The organism is Actinoplanes rectilineatus, assembly GCF_000962825.1.
Lineage (GTDB): Bacteria > Actinomycetota > Actinomycetes > Mycobacteriales > Micromonosporaceae > Actinoplanes > Actinoplanes rectilineatus.
In genome coordinates this window covers 108853-125829 of record NZ_JZKF01000009.1, presented here as the reverse complement: position 1 = coordinate 125829, position 16977 = coordinate 108853, and the positions used below count along the sequence as shown (strand labels likewise).

Genomic DNA, 16977 nt, shown 5'->3' with positions numbered 1-16977 from the left:
TCAGTCCGTCCGTGTTCACCCGACCACCCTATTAGGCGGGGTCTCCCGGCCTCACGGCTGCCGGGCCACGCCGAGCACCACCCATCGCCCGGACCGCCAGCGCCACACCACCGCCACCAGCCGCGTCATGATCAGCAGGCCCAGGCCGGCCCAGACGCCGCCCAGGCCGAGGTCGAGGGCGTACGACAGCCAGATCATCGGCAGGAAGCCGAGCAGCGCGCCGATCACCGTCGAGGTGCGCAGGAACGCCACGTCCCCGGCCCCGATCAGCACCCCGTCCAGGGCGTAGACCACACCGGCGAACGGCAGCAGCGCCACGAACCAGGGCCAGATCACCGCGGCCTGGTCGTGCACCGCCGGGTCGCCGGTGAACCAGCGGGGCACGACCGAGGCACCGGCCGCGACCAGGGCGGCGAAGACCACGGCGGAGATCCCGCCGGCGACGGTGACCCGGCGGGCCACGTCCCGGGCCTCGTCCGCGTCGTCGGCACCGAGCGCCGCTCCGACCAGCGACTGGGCGGCGATGGCCACCGCGTCCAGCACCAGCGCGGCGAAGAACCACAGCTGCAGGCCGATCTGGTGGGCGCCGACCGCCGCGACGCCGAACCGGGAGGCGACCGCCGTGGCGGAGAGGAAGCAGACCTGGAAGGCGCCGCCCCGGATCAGCAGGTCGCGGCCGAGCACCACCTGCTGGAGGATGACCGCCGGCACCGGGCGCAGCTCGCGGGTCTCGCGGATCAGCGCGGCGAGGAACAGGCCGCCACCGACCGACTGGGCGGTGACGTTGGCGATGGCCGAGCCGGTCAGGCCGAGGCCGAGCGGATAGACCAGGACCGGGCAGAGCACGGCGGAGAGCAGGTTGGCGCCGAGCACGATGGTCAGCGGGCAGCGGGTGTCCTGCACGCCGCGCATCCAGCCGTTGCCGGCCGCGGCGAGCAGCAGACCGGGAATGCCCAGCACGGCGATGCGCAGCCAGTCCGCGGCGGCGTCGGCGGTCTCCGGGTTGCCGGCCAGCGCACGGGCGAGCGGCCCGGCGAAGAGCAGACCGAGCAGGGCCAGCAGCAGGCCGACCGCGAGGGCCAGCCAGGACGCCTGCACCCCCTCGGCGACCGCGCCGTCCCGGTCGCCGGCGCCGAACCGGCGGGCGGCCCGGCCGGTCGTCCCATACGCCAGAAGGATGCCGAACCAGACGGCGACCGACATGGTGGTGCCGCCGACCGCGACCGCGGCGAGCGGGACCGCGCCCAGGTGACCCACCACCGCGGTGTCCACCAGCACGTAGAGCGGCTCGGCGGCCAGCACCACCAGGGCGGGCAGGGCGAGAGAGGCGATCCGGCGGGCGGAGGCGGTGCGGGAACCGTCGGCAGGCGGGCTCATGGTGTCCCATGATGCCCGCCCACATGTAAGGGCCGCAAGGCAGCCCGTCACTTACACCTACTGGCGCGTGTCCAGCGAGGTCTGCAAGGCTCGGCGGGCCTGCTCACGGGCGTCGTCGGCAGGCGGCGGCTTCGGCTTGGCAGCCATCAGGATGTCCTTCCACGGATCTGGTGGGCGCGTCGCGGCGCCCGGAAGCGGTCGAGCAGGGTGTCCGTGGCCGGTCCCGGGATCGCCGGGAGGCGGAGAGGGACACCGGCCCGGGCCGGTGGACCCGGGTGGCTCGTGGTCCCCACGGAAGGCGGCCGGTGTCAGCCGCGCGGGAACCAAATCACCGTTCAGCTCCCAAACTATCGTTCAGCACCGGCCCGGACGGCCGGATCCCGGGATCCGGGACACACGATCAGGTGAGGTGCAGGTCGAGGAGGCGGCGGACGGTGTCGACCACGTCCCGCGCCTCGCCGTGACCGGTGAAACCGGCGGCCAGCCGGTGCCCGCCGCCGCCCTGCGTCATCGCCACCGCGCTCACGTCGACCGCGCCCTTGCTGCGCATCGAGACCGACCACTCGGCGGCGCCGGTCTGCTTCACCACCACCGCCACGTCCGCCTCGGCCACCCGGCGCACCGGGTCGATCAGCGTGTCCAGCACATAGGGCGGCTGACCGTGACGGTCCAGGTCGTCGAGCGTCGCCCAGGTCCAGACCATGCCCCGGCCGCCGGCCGCGGACTCGTCGAGCACCGCACGGCCGAGCACCTCACCGGTCAGTTTCATCGCCCCGAACGGGCCGCTGTCGAAGATCCGGCGGGAGATGTCACCCGGCCGGATGCCGGTGGCGATCAGGCGAGCGGCCAGCTCGTGCACCGCCGGCGTGGTCATGTCGAACCTGAACGAGCCGGTGTCGGTGGCCAGCGCGATGTAGAAGCACTCGGCGATGCCGGTGTCCAGCGGCACACCCAGCCGCGACAGCAGCTCGTCGGCCACCACCGAGGTCGCCGCCGCATGCGGGTCGACCAGGCGCACCCCGCCGAAACCGGCGTTCGACGCGTGATGGTCGAGCACCACGCTGCGCGGAGCGGCGAGACGGCCGGCCAGACCACCCAGACGCGACTCGCTCGCCACGTCGAAGACCAGGACCAGCCGCGGATCGGCGAAGGCCTCCGCCTCCGGCACCAGAAGATCCAGGCCGGGCATCTCCGTGTACGGCCCCGGAACCGTGAACACACCCGGGAACGTCGCGTGCACACGCGTGAACCCGAGCCGCCGCAGTCCCAGACCGAAACCGAGCATGCTGCCCAGCGCGTCCCCGTCCGGGTTGACGTGACAGATCAGCAGCACCTCGTCGTCGGCACCGACCGAGCGGACCGCCGCGACCGCGGCGGCCCACTGGTCGGCCGACGGCCCGGAGGGCAGGGTCACCCCTGATCCTCGCGGGCACCGACCCGCTCGGCGTCGTCCTCGTCCTCGTCATCCGACTTGTACGGGTCCGCGTCACCGGCGTACTGCTTGCCGGCGGCGAGCCGCTGGACCTCCTCGTCGCGGTGGCGTGCCGCGGCGAGCAGGTCGTCGATCTCCTTGACGTGGGTCTGCACGTTGTCCAGCACGAACGCCAGGCTCGGCGAGTGCCGCAGGCCGAGCGCGTGACCGACCCGGCTGCGCAGCATGCCCTTGGCACTCTCCAGCGCGGCTGCGGTGCCGGCCTGCTCGGTGACGTCGCCGAGCACCGTGTAGAACACCGTGGCCTCACGAAGGTCACCGGTGAGCCGGGCATCCGTGATCGTCACCATGCCGAGACGGGGATCCTTGATCTCCCGCACCAGCGAAGCCACCAACTCCCGGACACGCTCAGCGTGCCGACGTGTCTTGGCTGGGTCCGACATATCGCCCACCTCCGACTATGGATCCCGCGGGTCCGCACCGGCCCCCGCCCTTAACTGCTGAAGCGTACCCACGTCAGTCCTCGTCGCCGTACAGCCGTCGCTTGACCGAGAGCAACTCGATCTCGGGACGGCCCGCCACCTGGTTCTCACAGGTGTCGACGACGGCCCGCGCCTGAGCCGCCTCGGCGGCCACCACCGCCACACCGATCTGTGCCCGGCCGTGCAGGTCGTGGAAACCCACCTCGGCGGCGCTCACCTCGAATTTCCGGAGCATCGCGATGATCGGGCGGACATAGGAGCGCTTCTGCTTCAGCGACTGCGAATCACCGGGCAGGAGCAGGTCGAAGATTGCGGTCTCGGTATACATCAGCGAGCAGGTTACGCCCGGGCCGCACCGGATTCAGCTGTATTTCCGGGCCACCAGCACGTCACGCTCGATGCCCTGGTCCACCCGGTGCGCCAGCGGCTGGAACTCGATCAGCTTCAGGCCGTTCGCCAGCAGGATGTCCTCGGCCAGCTCCCGCTTCGCGACCTTGGTGTTCCAGGAGATACCGATCGCACCACCCGGGCGCAGCAGTTTCAGCCACTCCGGCACGGCCCGCTCCAGCAGGTCCAGCGGGCGCCGGGAGATGCCGCCGCCGTCCTCCTCGTAGCTGCCGTGCGCGATCCCGTAGGGCAGGTCGGTGACGATCAGGTCAGCGACATTGCCCTTGATCAGGCCGTCCAGCCCGGTGGTGTCGGCGTTCAGCACGATGAGCTTCTGCACCGCGCCGGCCTTGTGGTCGTCCTTGCTGGCCGCCAGGGTCACCTCCAGCCGGCGGGCCGCCCGTCGACCCTGCCGGCGCACCGGGACCAGCTCGGCGGAGTGCTTGAGGCGCTTACGCTTCAGCCAGGTCTGGAGGAACAGCTTGTACGCCTCGACGTCCTTGCCGTCGATCTCCACACCGATGCCGTCGAAGCCGTACATCAGAGCCTGGTTGAGCGTGGTGCCGCGGCCGCACAGCGGGTCGAGGACGGTGAGGTTGCCGTCGAGCATCCGCGGCGCGAAGGCGGAGCCGAGCAGGGTGAGGTTCAGCACCAGCTTGGTGAACTGCTCGTTGGTCTTGCCCGCGTACTTCGGGATGGTGATCAGGTCGCTGTCGTAACGGGCCAGCGGGCTGAGGGCGAGCGGACGGAGCAACTCCTCGTCGACCCGCTCGAACAACGCGTACGCCGACGAGAGGTTGGACAGGTAGGCGATGTCACGGGTGGTCAGCTCACCGTCGAAGGTGAGGTATTCCACACCGCCGATCGTGGTGGCGTCGATCCCGGACAGTTCGGCGGAGAGCACCGGGCTGAACCCGGCCAGTTCCGCCTGCGAGATCCGGGACGCCTGATCGGCGTAGACGCGGTTGGCGGACGGGGCGAGCAGCATGGCATACCGGGACATGCCGACATCCTTTCAGGCGCCCCGGAAGGTGGGCAGCTCAGCCCGGCGGTCGCGGCACAGGCGTGCCGGTGCGGCGCCTCGCGCGGCAGCCACGGTACGCCGGGTAGCGCGTACCCCCAAGGGTGGAGAAAGGGGAACGGCCCCGGTGCCGAAGCACCGAGGCCGTCCATCGCTGGGTCGATCAGACGCGAGGCTTCTCGCGCATCTCCCAGGTCTCGATGACGTCGCCGATCTGCGGAGTGCCGAAGCCGCTCAGGGTCAGACCACACTCGAAGCCCTCGCGGACCTCGGTGGCGTCGTCCTTGAACCGCTTGAGCGAGCTGATCGTGACGCTCTCGGCCACCACGACACCCTCGCGCAGGATGCGCGCCTTGGTGTTGCGGCGGATGAGACCCGACCGGACGATACAGCCGGCGATGAGGCCGATCTTGGACGAGCGGAAGACCTCGCGGATCTCCGCGGTGCCCAGCTCGACCTCTTCGTACTCCGGCTTGAGCAGGCCCTTGAGCGCCGCCTCGATCTCCTCGATGGCCTGGTAGATCACGCTGTAGTAGCGGATCTCCACGCCGGCGCGGTCGGCCATCTCCTTGACCTTGTTGGAGGCCCGGACATTGAAGCCGATGATCGTTGCGGTCTGCTCGGACGAGGCCGACGCCAGGTTGACGTCGCTCTCGGTGATCGCACCGACGCCGCGGTGGATGACCTTGAGCTGGATCTCGTCCGGGATCTCGATCTTGAACAGCGCGTCCTCGAGCGCCTCGACCGAACCCGAGCTGTCGCCCTTGATGACCAGCGTGAGGGAGGTCTTCTCGCCCTCCTTGAGCTGGGCCATGAGCGTCTCGAGCGTGGCCTTGGTCCCCGAGTTGGCGAACGCGGCCGCACGACGGCGGGCCTGACGCTGCTCGGCGATCTGGCGCACCGTGCGGTCGTCCTCAGCAGCGAGGAACGTGTCACCGGCGCTGGGCACCGAGGTCAGACCGAGCACCAGGACCGGACGGGCAGGACCCGCCTCGGCGACCTGCTTGCCGTTCTCGTCGAGCATGGCGCGGACGCGACCGTGCGCGCCACCCGCCACGATCGAGTCGCCGGCCCGCAGCGTGCCCTTCTGCACCAGGACGGTGGCGACCGCACCGCGGCCCTTGTCCAGGTGCGCCTCGACCGCGACACCCTGAGCGGGGCCGTCGATCGGAGCGGTCAGCTCCAGCGACGCGTCGGCGGTCAGCAGGATCGCCTCGAGCAGCTCGTCGATGCCGATGCCGGGCTTGGCCGCGACGTTGACGAACATGGTGTCGCCGCCGTACTCCTCGGCGAGCAGGCCGTAGTCCGTCAGCTGCTGCCGGACCTTGTCCGGGTTGGCGTCCGGCTTGTCGACCTTGTTCACCGCGACCACGATCGGGACCTCAGCGGCCTTGGCGTGGTTGAGCGCCTCGACCGTCTGCGGCATGACGCCGTCGTCCGCCGCCACCACGAGGATGACGATGTCGGTCACCTGGGCACCACGAGCACGCATGGCGGTGAACGCCTCGTGACCCGGGGTGTCGATGAAGGTGATCGCCCGCTCTTCGCCCTGGTGCGGGACGACGACCTGGTAGGCACCGATGTGCTGGGTGATGCCACCCGCCTCGCCGGCGACCACGTTGGTCTTGCGGATCGCGTCGAGCAGCTTCGTCTTACCGTGGTCGACGTGACCCATGACGGTCACGACCGGCGGACGGGTGACCAGACGGTCCTCCGCCACCTCGGCGTCGAGGTTGATGTTGAACTGCGCGAGCAGCTCACGGTCCTCGTCCTCGGGGCTGACGATCACGACGTTGAAGCCCAGGTGCTCACCGAGCAGCAGCAGGGTGTCGTCGGACACCGACTGCGTCGCGGTCACCATCTCACCCAGGTTGAACATCTCCTGGACGAGCGAACCCGGGTTGGCGTTGATCTTGTCGGCGAAGTCGGAGAGCGACGCGCCACGGGAGAGCCGGATGTCCTGACCCTGACCACGCGGAGCGCCCGAGCTCATCTGCGGAGCCGACAGGTTGTCGAACTCCTGACGCCTCTGCTTCTTCGACTTGCGGCCACGCGTCGGCCGGCCGCCGGGACGCCCGAAGGCACCCGCCGCACCGCCGCCACGACCGCGGCCACCGCCACCACCGGGACGACCCGGAGCACCGGCACCGACCGGACCGCCGCCACCGGGACGGAAACCGCCACCGGGACCACCGGCACCGCCACCACCGGGACGGAAGCCACCGCCACCGCCACCACCGGGACGGAAGCCACCACCGGCACCGCCGCCGCCACCGGGACGGAAGCCACCGCCACCGCCACCGGGACCGCCACGGCCACCGCCGGGACCACCGGGACGACCTGCGCCGCCACCGGGGCCACCACGGCCGCCACCGGGACCGGCCGGACGCTGCGCGGGCATCGACGCGGGACTGGGCCGCGGCGGCATCGACGCAGGACTCGGCCGCGGCGGCATGCCGGGCTGGTTGGGACGCGGCATCGAAGCCGGCGACGGACGCTGACCGCCACCACCGGAGACACCGAACGGGTTGTTACCCGGGCCACGCGCGGGCGGGCGGGGAGCGCCACCGGCCGGGCCGGGACGGGGACCACGCTCACCGGGCGGGTTCTGCGGACCGGCGGCACGGGTGGCCGCCGGAGAACCCGGACGCGGGGGAACACTGCCGGGGCCGGGGCCACCCGGGCGGCGCGCGGGGCCACCCTCGGCCGGGCCCGGACGACGCTCGGCGTCGCGGGTGCGGGCGGCCTGAGCTGCCTGGGCAGCCTTGACGGAGGCCTCCTGCTCGGCCTTCAGCGCTGAGGCGCGCGCCTCAGCGGCCGCCACCTCGATGTCGTGCGCGCTGGCCGGCTTGGCGACCGGACCGGGCGTCGGGCCGGGACGTCCACCGGGCGGCTTCGGCCGGGCGAACTGACCCGGGGACGGAGCCGGCGAGGTGGGCGCGTTCGGACCGCCGGACGGCGGGCCGGGACGACGCGGAGGCTGCGGACGGGCCATCGGCGGACCCGGACGCGGGGCCGATGACGAGTTGGGAGAGCCGGACGGGGTTCCACCGCCGGCAGAGGGGGCAGAGGTCGGGGCTGAACCGCCACCGGAACCTGCCTCGAGGGCGCCCCGCAGACGCCGGGCCACCGGGGCCTCGACGGTGCTGGACGCGGATTTGACGAACTCGCCCATCTCTTTGAGCTTGGCGAGAACGGTCTTGCTGTCGACCCCGAGCTCCTTTGCGAGCTCGTGTACGCGGGCCTTGCCTGGCACTGCACTCCTCACTTCGAGGTCGTGCGAGCAGTACCCGCACAGACCTCACTCGTGCACTAGAAGCCTGGTCATTTCAGGGACTTCATCGTGTGCTCATCTGGGTCGTCCTACCTTGCTGGGTCGTGACGGGGCGCCGACGCCTCGTCATCGGTGGGTTCGTGCGGCACGGAGACCGCACGAATGTGCTCGGCTAGCAGACCGGCGTCAGCAACACCGGTAAGGCGCAACGCTCGCCCGAAGGCGCGTCGTCGCTCTGCTTGCGCGAAGCAAGCCGGATCGGGATGCAGATGCGCTCCCCGGCCCGGCAGTCGGCGGCCAGGATCGGGCAGAAGCCGGAAAGCTTCCCCGGATCCAGCCGCGACGAACCGCAGCAATGAAGCGGCCGGCGCGCGGTTGCGGCATCCAACGCAGGTTCGCGTCGGGCCGACCGAGTCCAAGTCTACCCCTCGATCGGGCCGGACGCGTATCCGGTCAGTTCCCCGCCTCGGCCGCATCACGGTCCGAGACTCCGGCAGGCTCGTTGTCCGGCCGGATGTCGATGCGCCAACCGGTCAGCCGAGCAGCCAATCTGGCGTTCTGTCCCTCCCGGCCGATCGCCAGCGAGAGCTGGAAATCCGGCACGGTGACACGAGCCGTACGGGTGGCCGCGTCGACCACCTCGACCCGCAGCGCCTTGGCCGGGGAGAGCGCGTTGCCCACGAACTGGGCCGGGTCGTCCGACCAGTCGATGATGTCGATCTTTTCGCCGTGCAGCTCGCTCATCACGGCGCGGACCCGCTGACCCATCGGGCCGATGCAGGCGCCCTTGGCGTTCACGCCGGAGACGGTCGACCGCACCGCGATCTTGGTGCGGTGACCCGACTCACGGGCGATCGCGGCGATCTCCACGGTCCCGTCGGCGATCTCCGGCACCTCGAGGGCGAAGAGCTTCTTCACCAGCGCCGGGTGCGAGCGGGACAGGGTGATCTGCGGGCCGCGGAAACCCTTGGCCACGTGCACCACGATGCACCGGATCCGGGCGCCGTGCGGGTACTGCTCGCCGGGCACCTGCTCGGACTGCGGCAGCACCGCCTCGAGCTTGCCCAGGTCGACCGTCACGATGTTCTTCTCGGCACGGGCCGCGTCGGCCTGCACCACACCGGTGATCAGGTCGCCGTCGCGTCCCGCGTACTCACCGAAGTGCTGTTCGTCGGTGGCCTCCCGCAGACGCTGGAGGATCACCTGCTTGGCGGTCATCGCCGCGATCCGGCCGAAGTCGTGCGGAGTGTCGTCCCACTCCCGCACCATCGTGCCGTCGGCGTCGAACTCCTGAGCCAGCACCGACGCCACGCCGCTCTTACGGTCGATCGCCACCCGGGCGTGGCTCTCCGCGCCGTCGGTGTGCCGGTACGCCGTCAGCAGCGCGGTCTCGATGGCCGCCAGAATCGTCTCGAACGGGATCTCCCGCTCGCGCTCCAGGGCGCGCAGCGCCGCGAGGTCGATGTTCATGCCTCGCCCTCCCCTTCGTCATTGTCATCGTCATCGTCGTCTTCGTCGCCGAAATCGGCTTCGTCCATACGCTTGAACTCGATCTGGACCTTGCCCGCGCCGAGCCCGTCGAACGCCAGCTCGCGCGAGACGCCGTCCACGTCCAGCACCACACCCGTGTCACCGGTCGACACGATCCGGCCGGTCAGCCCGTCCACCTCGACCAGGCGGCCGATGTTGCGGCGCCAGTGCCGGGGCTCGGTCAGCGGCCGGTCGACGCCCGGAGAACCGACCTCCAACTGGTACTCCCCGGCGAGCAACTCGCCGCCGGACTCCTCGGCCTCGTCGAGGGCCGTGGAGATCGCCCGGGAGACGACCGCCACGTCGTCCAGGCTGATGCCGCCGTCGGTGTCGACCATCACCCGCACGACGAAACGCCGCCCGGCCCGGGAGAGATTCACGTCCTCCAGGTCGTAACCGGCCCCGGCGACCACCGGCTCGATCACCGCACGGACCCGGGCGCGGGCCGCGGTCAGGTCGACACGGGGAGGAGCAGGGGTCCGCGCCTCGGGTTCGGGGCGGGTGCGTCGGCTATGGGGATGCCCACCGGGTCGGGCCCCGGCGCGGCCACGCTGCGTCATCGGGCTCGACCTCTCGTTAGCTTTGCGCTGCCACGACTATATGCCGCCGGGCAGACAAAGGCCCCGCGGCTGACGCAGAGCGTAACGCGCCCGGGGGACGGCCGGAGCGCCGCCGCACCGAATCCACCCCCACCGCAGGTCGACGGCATGGTGTTGACTGATCGGGTGGCGATCAGAGAGACGGGACACACACGGCGACGGGTGCTGGCCACGGCCGGAGCCGTGGCGGGCGCGACGACACTGGGTGGATGCTTCGGCGACGATCCGGAGCCGCCACCGGCACCGGACGCGCTGCAGCCGCTGCTCGACGAGGCCCTGACGATGGCCGCGGCCTACGAGCGGGCCGTGGTGGCCCAGCCGGCCCTGGCCGACCGGCTCACCCCGCTCGCCGAGGACCATCGTGCACACGCGACGGAACTCGCCACGATGATCGGCGCGACCCTGCCCTCGGCGGTGGCCGCCCCGTCCGCATCCGGTTCGGCCACCGACGGCGACAGCACCGCTGACCTGCGCAAGGCCGAGCAGACGGCGCAGAAGAACGCGGTCGCGGCCTGCCGGACGGCACCCGCCGAACGGGCCGCCCTCGTTGGATCGATCGCCGCCAGCCGGGCGACACACGCCGAGGCGCTGCGCTGACCCGATAGGGTTTCGCGACGTGATGGAGCAACTGGCCGCGGCGCTCGCCGCCGAAGAGGCCGCGATCTACGCGTACGGGTTGATCGGCGTGCACCTCAAGGACAACGAGCAGGACCGCGCCCGGGCCGCCGAGCAGGAACACCGGGAACGCCGCGACCTGCTGGTGGACCGGCTCGACGAGCTCAAGGCGAGCGCCGCACCGAACCCACCCGGATACGCCCTGCCGTTCGAGGTCGCCGACCGCACGTCCGCACTGAGACTCGCCGTCCACATCGAGGACGGTGTGGCCCAGGCCTGGCGGGTGGTCCTCCCGGTCACCACCGACACCGAACGCGCCGACGCTCTGTCCGCGATGACCGACTCCGCAATTCGCGCGACGCGGTGGCGCAAACTCGGCGGCATCACCCCCCTGACCATGGCCTTCCCCGGCCGGGCCGGGTGACCGTCGCCCTCTTCGGCATGCCGTCCCACCCCGGATGGCAGAGAATGAGGGCGTGATCGAGGAACTCGACACCACCACCGTCCGCGGCTCCCTGGCAGCCCGGCTGCGCGACGCCGTCCAGAAACGCTGGCCCGCCGACGTACAGGCGATCGGGCTGTGCGGCTCGATGGCCCACGGCGACGACAACGACGGCAGCGACATCAACCTGGTCGTGGTCACCTACCGGCCCAAGACCGGCCCGAAACCGGCACTGCGCAAGGTGGACGGCATCCCGGTCGAGCTGCGCGTGACGACCGGCGAGGAAGGACTGGGGCAGGCCCGGGCGCTCACACCGCGGTGGCCGTTGCAGGCCGACCAGTACATCACCACGTTCCCCCTGCACGACCCGCAGAAATGGTTCACCGACCAGCGGGAGGCCCACCTCAGCCTGCTCGCCGAGGCCCGCCCGATCGAGTTCACCGGCATGGCCCGGCACGACTGGGCGGTGGCGAGCGGTGCGCACACCCGCGCGGTCCGGCTCGCCCAGTGGTTCGACACCGACGCGGCCCTGATCCTGATGGCCGAGGCCCGGCTGCACGCGGCGCTGGTGACGGGGCTGCTCACCCGCACCCACTTCCGCAACGCGGCGGACGCGGTGCGCCGGACCGGGCTGGCGTCCGCGGACACCCAGGAGCTGGGCGCGATCCTGAAATATCAGGGCGAGGAGCTCGGCGCCCGGGGACGGCCGGTGGACGGCGCACTGGGCGCCCTCTTCGACTGACGGGACCTTCCCCCTTTTTCGGGTACGCCCGGAGCACCGCACCCCCGTCGCGGACGGGACGGGCGAACCCGCCGCCGCTCGCGGGCGAACCCGCACCCCGGTCGCGGGCGGGACGGGCACTTCTCAGGCACGCCCGAAGCCCGCCCGCCGTGGTGACCGCGGCGGTGCAGACCGCCCGGAACCGCCACGCCCCGGACGCGGCGGTCACGACAGGCGCGACACTCCGACCACCGGCGGACGCGGCACTCGGGGTGCGGGTGGAGGCGGGACCGTCGTCATCGCGTACACGAAAAGGAGAGTGACCGCACCGCACGCGGCCGGATCACGGCAGGGTCAGGATCTCGTAGCCGTCCTCGGTCACGACCAGGGTGTGCTCGAACTGGGCCGTCCACCTGCGGTCCTTGGTGACCACGGTCCAGCCGTCCTTCCACACCTCGTAGTCGTGGGTGCCCAGGGTGATCATCGGCTCGATGGTGAAGGTCATACCGGGTTCCATGACGGTGTCGAGGCGCGGGTTGTCGTAGTGCGGGATGTACAGGCCGGAGTGGAACGTCTCGCCGATGCCGTGGCCGGTGAAGTCGCGGACCACGCCGTAACCGAAACGGCGGGCGTAGGCCTCGATGACCCGGCCGATGGCGTTGATCGGGCGGCCCGGGGCGACCGCCCGGATGCCGCGCATCATCGCCTCGTGGGTGCGCTCGACCAGCAGCCGGGCCTCGTCGTCGACCTCGCCGACGCAGAAGGTGGCGTCGGTGTCGCCGTGGACCCCGTCGAGGTACGCCGTGACGTCGACGTTGATGATGTCGCCGTCCTCGAGCACCGTCGAGTCCGGGATGCCGTGGCAGATGACCTCGTTGAGTGAGGTGCAGCAGGATTTGGGGAAGCCCTTGTAACCGAGCGTCGACGGGTAGGCGCCGTGGTCGAGGATGAACTCGTGGACCACCCGGTCGATCTCGTCGGTGGTCACGCCGGGCTTGCAGTGCTCCCCGGCCAGCTCGGTGGCCTGGGCGGCGATCCGGCCCGCGACGCGCATCCGCTCGATCGTCTCGGGGGTCTGCACATGCGAGCCCCGCCACTCCCGCGGCCGCTTCTTCCCCACGTATTCGGGGCGGACGATGTGCGCCGGGACCGCGCGCTCACGCGACTGTCTTCCCGGCACGAGAGGGGCACGTACGGTCATGTACCACAGACTATCCGCCCCGCGGCACGCCCGAACCGGAGCGGACCGCCCTGTTCTTGCCGCTCCCGTGACGCTGTGAAATCGTGTGTTGGTGGATCAAGACGGCCAGGACCCGAATTTCTCGGCGATCGGTGAGGTGACCGGTGACCGGGTCACCGTCACCGTGACCGGTGAGGTCGACATGGCCACGGCCGACCAGGTGTTCCGGGCGGCCACCGCGGACCGCACCGGTCGCGCGACGCTCGACCTGCGGGCCGTCACCTTCTTCGACTCGGCGGCCATCCACACGCTGATCCGGCTCGCCGAGCACTACCCGGGCGCCTTGGAGGTCATCCCCTCCGAGCGGGTGCGCCGGGTGCTGGACATCGCCGGCCTGGGCGGTCAGCCCTGGCTCAAGTCCGTCTGATCGGGCGGCGCAGGGTCACCGAGGTGCCGTTCGGGGATCGGCGCACCGAGAGTTCGGTGAGCGCGCCGATCAGGGCCAGCCCACGCCCGCGGAACCCGGGGTCGGTGGCCGGGCGCCAGCGGCCGGTGTCGACGATGGTCACCGTCACCGCGTCCTCGTCGAGGGACGCCTCCACCACGATGATCGGCTCGGCCGGCTCGACCGGGTGTTCGATGGCGTTCGCGGCCGCCTCGGAGACCGCCACGACCAGGTCGAACGCGTCCTCGTCGGGTACCGCGTGCGCGGTGAGGAAGTCCTCCAGGCGGCGGCGCAGCACGGTGAGCCGGCCCGGTTCGGCGGGCAGCCGCAGCACGAACTCGCGCGGCTCGGTCACCTCGAGGGCGATCAGGGCGATGTCGTCACGGCGTTTCTGGCGGCCGGCCTTGGCGAGCAGGGCGTCGAGCAGGTCCTCGATGTGGTCGGTCGGTTTGGCCGCGTCCGCGGTCAGCTCGGCGAGGCCCTCGTCGATGGCCTGTACCCGGTCCTCGATCAGTCCGTCGGTGTAGAGCAGCAGCCGGCTGCCCGCCTCCAGCTCCACCTCCCGGGTCGGATAGTCGACATCACCGAGTGCCCCGATCGGGGGACCCAGCGCCGTCCGGTACAGAAACGTCCCGGCCTCGCCCTGTTTCACCAGCACGGGAGAGGGGTGCCCGGCGGAGGAGTACCTCAACCGCCGGCTGCGCGGATCGAACGCCACGCACAGCACCGTCGCGAACTGGCGGCGGCCCAGCGTGTCCACCAGACGGTTCAGCCGGCTCAGCGACGAGCCACAGTCGAAACCCTCGAGGATGTACGCCCGGAGCGCGTTGCGCAGCTGACCCATGCCCGCGGCGGCGTGCACGCCCTTGCCGACGACGTCACCGATCACCAGGATCACCTCGCCGTCCGGTCCGGCGATGGCGTCGTACCAGTCGCCGCCGACCAGGGCCTCGCTGCTGCCCGGCAGGTAGCGCCCGGCCACGATGGCGCCGGGGACGCGGGGCAGCGTCTGCGGGAGCAGGCTGTGCTGCAGGGTGCTGGCGATCCGGTGCTCGCTCTCGTACAGCCGGGCGTTGGCCAGGCGCAGGCCGACGAGCCGGGCCAGCTGGGTGAGTACCACGTGGTCGGCGGGGGTGCCGGCGCCGGACCAGACGCGCAGTTCGCCGAGGGAGACGCCGCCGGTGTCGGGCAGCGGCAGCTCGACGTCCGGCGGGGCGGAGGGGTCGGCGCCGCCGTCGCGTTCGGCGCGGGCGCCGGAGACGGTCAGCACGACCCGGCCGGCCGAGGTCATGGTCTGCGCGTGCCGGGCGGCGATGTCGAGCACCCCGGCGGTGCTGGGCACCGCGTTGATCGCGACGGCGGCGTCGACCACGCCCCGCAGCCGGTTGACGATCTCCCGGCGCAGCTGGCCCAACTCCAGGTTGGCCCGGACCCGGGCGATCAGTTCCCGGGTGGAGAACGGTTTGACCAGGTAGTCGTCGGCACCGGCGGCCAGGCCCTCGACCGCGGCCTCCTCGCCGGCCCGGGCCGAGAGGACCACGATCGGGACGTCGCGGGTGCTCTGGTCGGCGCGCAGGGCGGCGATCAGGCCGAAGCCGTCCAGCCGGGGCATCATCACGTCGGTGAGGACCAGGTCGAACGGCCGCTCCCGGGCCGCGGCCAGCGCCTGCACGCCGTCCACCACGGTGTCCACGTCCCAGTAGGGCGCGAGCAGCCGCGACACGTGTTCGCGCAGGTCGGCGTTGTCGTCGGCGAGCAGGATGCGGCCGCCGGAGCGTTCGTCGACCGGCACCGGGGTGGCCGGGCCGTCACCGGCCCACCAGGTGGCCTCGTCGACCCAGAGACGGGAGTCGGCGGACTCGGCCGCGGCCGGCTCCTCGTTGACCCGCTCACCGGGCAGGTGGCCGGTGCCGAACGGGATCCGGACGGTGAACTCGCTGCCCCGGCCCGGCCGGCTGCGCACCGCGACCGACCCGCCGTGCAGTTCGGCCAGTTCACGGACCAGGGCCAGGCCGATGCCGGTGCCCTCGTGGCTGCGGGACCAGACGCCGGTGACCCGGTGGAACCGGTCGAAGAGGCGGGACTGCTCGTGTTCCGGGATGCCGATGCCGGTGTCGCCGACGGTGAACGCCGCGAAGCCCTGGTCGGCCCGGACCCGGACGGTGATCCGGCCTCGGCGGGTGAACTTGACCGCATTGGAGAGCAGGTTGAAGACGATCTTCTCCCAGAGCTCCTGGTCGACGTAGACCGGCTCGGGCAGCGGCGGCGCGTCGACGGCCAGTTCCAGGCCGGCCCGCTCGGTGGCCGCGGTGAACGTGCCGGCCAGCCGGGCGGTGTGCCGGGCCAGATCGGTCGGGCGGTACTCGGCGCGCATCCGGCCGGACTCCAGCCGGGAGAAGTCGAGCACCGTGTTGACCAGCTTGAGCAGGCGCAGGCCGTTGCGGTGGACCGGGGCGAGGCGTTCGCGGACCTCCGCCGGGACGACCGGGTCGTCGAGCAGGTCCTCCAGCGGGCCGAGGATCAGGGTGAGCGGGGTCCGGAACTCGTGGCTCACGTTGGAGAAGAAGTTCGTCTTGGCCCGGTCCAGCGCGGCCAGTTCGGCGGCACGGCGGCGCTGCTGCTCGAACGCCCGCAGGTTGGACACCGCCCGGGAGATCTGCGCCGCGGCCAGGTCGAGGAAGTCGCGGTAGTCGTCGTCCATCACCAGGGACGGGTTGACGCCCAGGACGAGCGCACCGTCGGCGTCCGCGCCGAAGCCGACGGGCAGCACCAGCGCGTCGTCGAGCCGTCCCGGACGACCGCTTTTGATCACGGCGGCGACGGCCGGGGACGGGTCCGGGTCGTTCAGGGACAGCGACGCGTACGGGATGTCCGCGGTGTTCTCGCCGAGCACCGCGAGCACCTCGGCGACCAGGGCGTCCTGATCGGGCGAGTCGGCCAGCCGGCGGCCGAGGGCGCTGAGCGTGCGCACCCGGCGCTCGCTGAGGACCCGCCCGGTGGTCTCGGTAACGATGCACATCACCCCGCCGGGCCGGCCCTCGTCGTCACGGATCGGATCGTAGGAGATGTCGAACCAGGTCTCCTCGAGGAACCCGTAGCGCTCGATCCGGAACAGGTGGTCGCGGGCGTAGAACGACTCGTCGCGTTCCACCACCCCGTCGAAGAGCGGGTGCAGCACCGCCCAGGCCTCGGCCCACATCTCGGCGCCGGGACGGCCCAGGTGGCCGGGGTGCTTGTCGCCCATCGTGACGATGTAGGCGTCGTTGTAGAAGGCCACCCACTGCGGACCCCAGAAGATCACGATCTGCGCGCGTGAGGCGAGCATCGTGACGACCGCGTCGACCAGCTCCGGCGGCCAGCCGGACGGATCACCGACCGGGCTGGTGGACCAGTCCAGTGCGGACATGCGGGCGCCCATCTCGCCACCCCGCTCGAAGGCGTTGCTCAGCCGCCTCGGCAGGACGCCCATCAC

General features: G+C 71.5%; 15 protein-coding genes. 4 read left to right on the top strand and 11 right to left on the bottom strand.

Annotated features, from left to right (window positions below):
• Window positions 1-51: 51 nt before the first annotated feature.
• The 9 genes from WH85_RS10040 to rimP form a co-directional block, all read right to left on the bottom strand.
• On the bottom strand, window positions 52-1377 hold the full coding sequence (locus tag WH85_RS10040) for an MATE family efflux transporter (RefSeq protein WP_045741478.1): 1326 nt from the start codon (window positions 1375-1377) through the stop codon (window positions 52-54).
• Between the two features lie 400 nt (window positions 1378-1777).
• On the bottom strand, window positions 1778-2791 hold the full coding sequence (locus tag WH85_RS10035) for a DHH family phosphoesterase (RefSeq protein WP_045741477.1): 1014 nt from the start codon (window positions 2789-2791) through the stop codon (window positions 1778-1780).
• Window positions 2788-3252 (bottom strand): 30S ribosome-binding factor RbfA, encoded by a 465-nt coding sequence (rbfA, locus tag WH85_RS10030; RefSeq protein WP_045741476.1) that lies wholly within the window; start codon window positions 3250-3252, stop codon window positions 2788-2790. The genes WH85_RS10035 and rbfA overlap by 4 nt, the downstream gene beginning before the upstream one ends.
• A gap of 73 nt (window positions 3253-3325) precedes the next feature.
• The gene (locus WH85_RS10025; RefSeq protein ID WP_045741475.1) at window positions 3326-3619 is read right to left on the bottom strand and encodes a DUF503 domain-containing protein; all 294 of its coding nucleotides are present in this window, start codon (window positions 3617-3619) and stop codon (window positions 3326-3328) included.
• Window positions 3620-3652: 33 nt separating this feature from the next.
• Complete coding sequence (locus WH85_RS10020) at window positions 3653-4681, bottom strand: TRM11 family SAM-dependent methyltransferase (protein ID WP_045741474.1); 1029 nt, start codon at window positions 4679-4681, stop codon at window positions 3653-3655.
• Between the two features lie 181 nt (window positions 4682-4862).
• Complete coding sequence (gene infB, locus WH85_RS48585) at window positions 4863-7955, bottom strand: translation initiation factor IF-2 (protein WP_083448905.1); 3093 nt, start codon at window positions 7953-7955, stop codon at window positions 4863-4865.
• 107 nt (window positions 7956-8062) lie between these two features.
• Window positions 8063-8392, bottom strand: coding sequence for a YlxR family protein (locus tag WH85_RS48580; RefSeq protein ID WP_342669777.1), 330 nt, complete (start codon window positions 8390-8392; stop codon window positions 8063-8065).
• 34 nt (window positions 8393-8426) lie between these two features.
• Window positions 8427-9443 carry a transcription termination factor NusA gene (gene nusA, locus WH85_RS10000; protein ID WP_045741471.1) on the bottom strand — a complete coding sequence of 339 codons (1017 nt, stop codon included), beginning with the start codon at window positions 9441-9443 and terminating at the stop codon, window positions 8427-8429.
• Window positions 9440-10063, bottom strand: a complete 624-nt coding sequence (gene rimP, locus WH85_RS09995; protein ID WP_045741470.1) for a ribosome maturation factor RimP — start codon at window positions 10061-10063, stop codon at window positions 9440-9442. The genes nusA and rimP overlap by 4 nt, the downstream gene beginning before the upstream one ends.
• A gap of 147 nt (window positions 10064-10210) precedes the next feature.
• Between rimP and WH85_RS09990 the strand changes: the two genes are divergently transcribed.
• From WH85_RS09990 to WH85_RS09980, 3 genes are read left to right on the top strand one after another with little or no spacing between them, the layout of a single operon-like run.
• Window positions 10211-10699, top strand: coding sequence for a hypothetical protein (locus tag WH85_RS09990; RefSeq protein ID WP_211275324.1), 489 nt, complete (start codon window positions 10211-10213; stop codon window positions 10697-10699).
• A gap of 22 nt (window positions 10700-10721) precedes the next feature.
• Window positions 10722-11141 carry a ferritin-like domain-containing protein gene (locus tag WH85_RS09985; protein ID WP_045741469.1) on the top strand — a complete coding sequence of 140 codons (420 nt, stop codon included), beginning with the start codon at window positions 10722-10724 and terminating at the stop codon, window positions 11139-11141.
• A 52-nt stretch (window positions 11142-11193) separates the two neighbouring features.
• Window positions 11194-11901: a nucleotidyltransferase domain-containing protein gene (locus WH85_RS09980; protein WP_083448911.1), complete on the top strand. Its 708-nt coding sequence runs from the start codon at window positions 11194-11196 to the stop codon at window positions 11899-11901.
• Between the two features lie 322 nt (window positions 11902-12223).
• On the opposite strand, the gene map is transcribed toward WH85_RS09980, so the two are convergent.
• On the bottom strand, window positions 12224-13081 hold the full coding sequence (map, locus tag WH85_RS09975; protein ID WP_045741467.1) for a type I methionyl aminopeptidase: 858 nt from the start codon (window positions 13079-13081) through the stop codon (window positions 12224-12226).
• A 91-nt stretch (window positions 13082-13172) separates the two neighbouring features.
• Between map and WH85_RS09970 the strand changes: the two genes are divergently transcribed.
• Window positions 13173-13487 (top strand): STAS domain-containing protein, encoded by a 315-nt coding sequence (locus WH85_RS09970; protein ID WP_045741551.1) that lies wholly within the window; start codon window positions 13173-13175, stop codon window positions 13485-13487.
• Here WH85_RS09970 and WH85_RS09965 read toward each other — a convergent pair.
• Window positions 13474-16974: a SpoIIE family protein phosphatase gene (locus WH85_RS09965; protein ID WP_045741550.1), complete on the bottom strand. Its 3501-nt coding sequence runs from the start codon at window positions 16972-16974 to the stop codon at window positions 13474-13476. The genes WH85_RS09970 and WH85_RS09965 overlap by 14 nt on opposite strands.
• Window positions 16975-16977 lie beyond the last annotated feature (3 nt).

What these genes read in the sequence shown, in the direction of transcription:
- WH85_RS09990 (WP_211275324.1), top strand. Translation starts at nt 10,211, where the DNA reads ATGGTGTTGACTGATCGGGTGGCGATCAGAGAGACGGGACACACACGG.
- map (WP_045741467.1), bottom strand. Translation starts at nt 13,081, where the DNA reads ATGACCGTACGTGCCCCTCTCGTGCCGGGAAGACAGTCGCGTGAGCGC.
- WH85_RS09985 (WP_045741469.1), top strand. Translation starts at nt 10,722, where the DNA reads ATGGAGCAACTGGCCGCGGCGCTCGCCGCCGAAGAGGCCGCGATCTAC.
- WH85_RS10025 (WP_045741475.1), bottom strand. Translation starts at nt 3,619, where the DNA reads ATGTATACCGAGACCGCAATCTTCGACCTGCTCCTGCCCGGTGATTCG.
- rimP (WP_045741470.1), bottom strand. Translation starts at nt 10,063, where the DNA reads ATGACGCAGCGTGGCCGCGCCGGGGCCCGACCCGGTGGGCATCCCCAT.
- WH85_RS09965 (WP_045741550.1), bottom strand. Translation starts at nt 16,974, where the DNA reads ATGGGCGTCCTGCCGAGGCGGCTGAGCAACGCCTTCGAGCGGGGTGGC.
- rbfA (WP_045741476.1), bottom strand. Translation starts at nt 3,252, where the DNA reads ATGTCGGACCCAGCCAAGACACGTCGGCACGCTGAGCGTGTCCGGGAG.
- WH85_RS10020 (WP_045741474.1), bottom strand. Translation starts at nt 4,681, where the DNA reads ATGTCCCGGTATGCCATGCTGCTCGCCCCGTCCGCCAACCGCGTCTAC.
- WH85_RS10040 (WP_045741478.1), bottom strand. Translation starts at nt 1,377, where the DNA reads ATGAGCCCGCCTGCCGACGGTTCCCGCACCGCCTCCGCCCGCCGGATC.
- nusA (WP_045741471.1), bottom strand. Translation starts at nt 9,443, where the DNA reads ATGAACATCGACCTCGCGGCGCTGCGCGCCCTGGAGCGCGAGCGGGAG.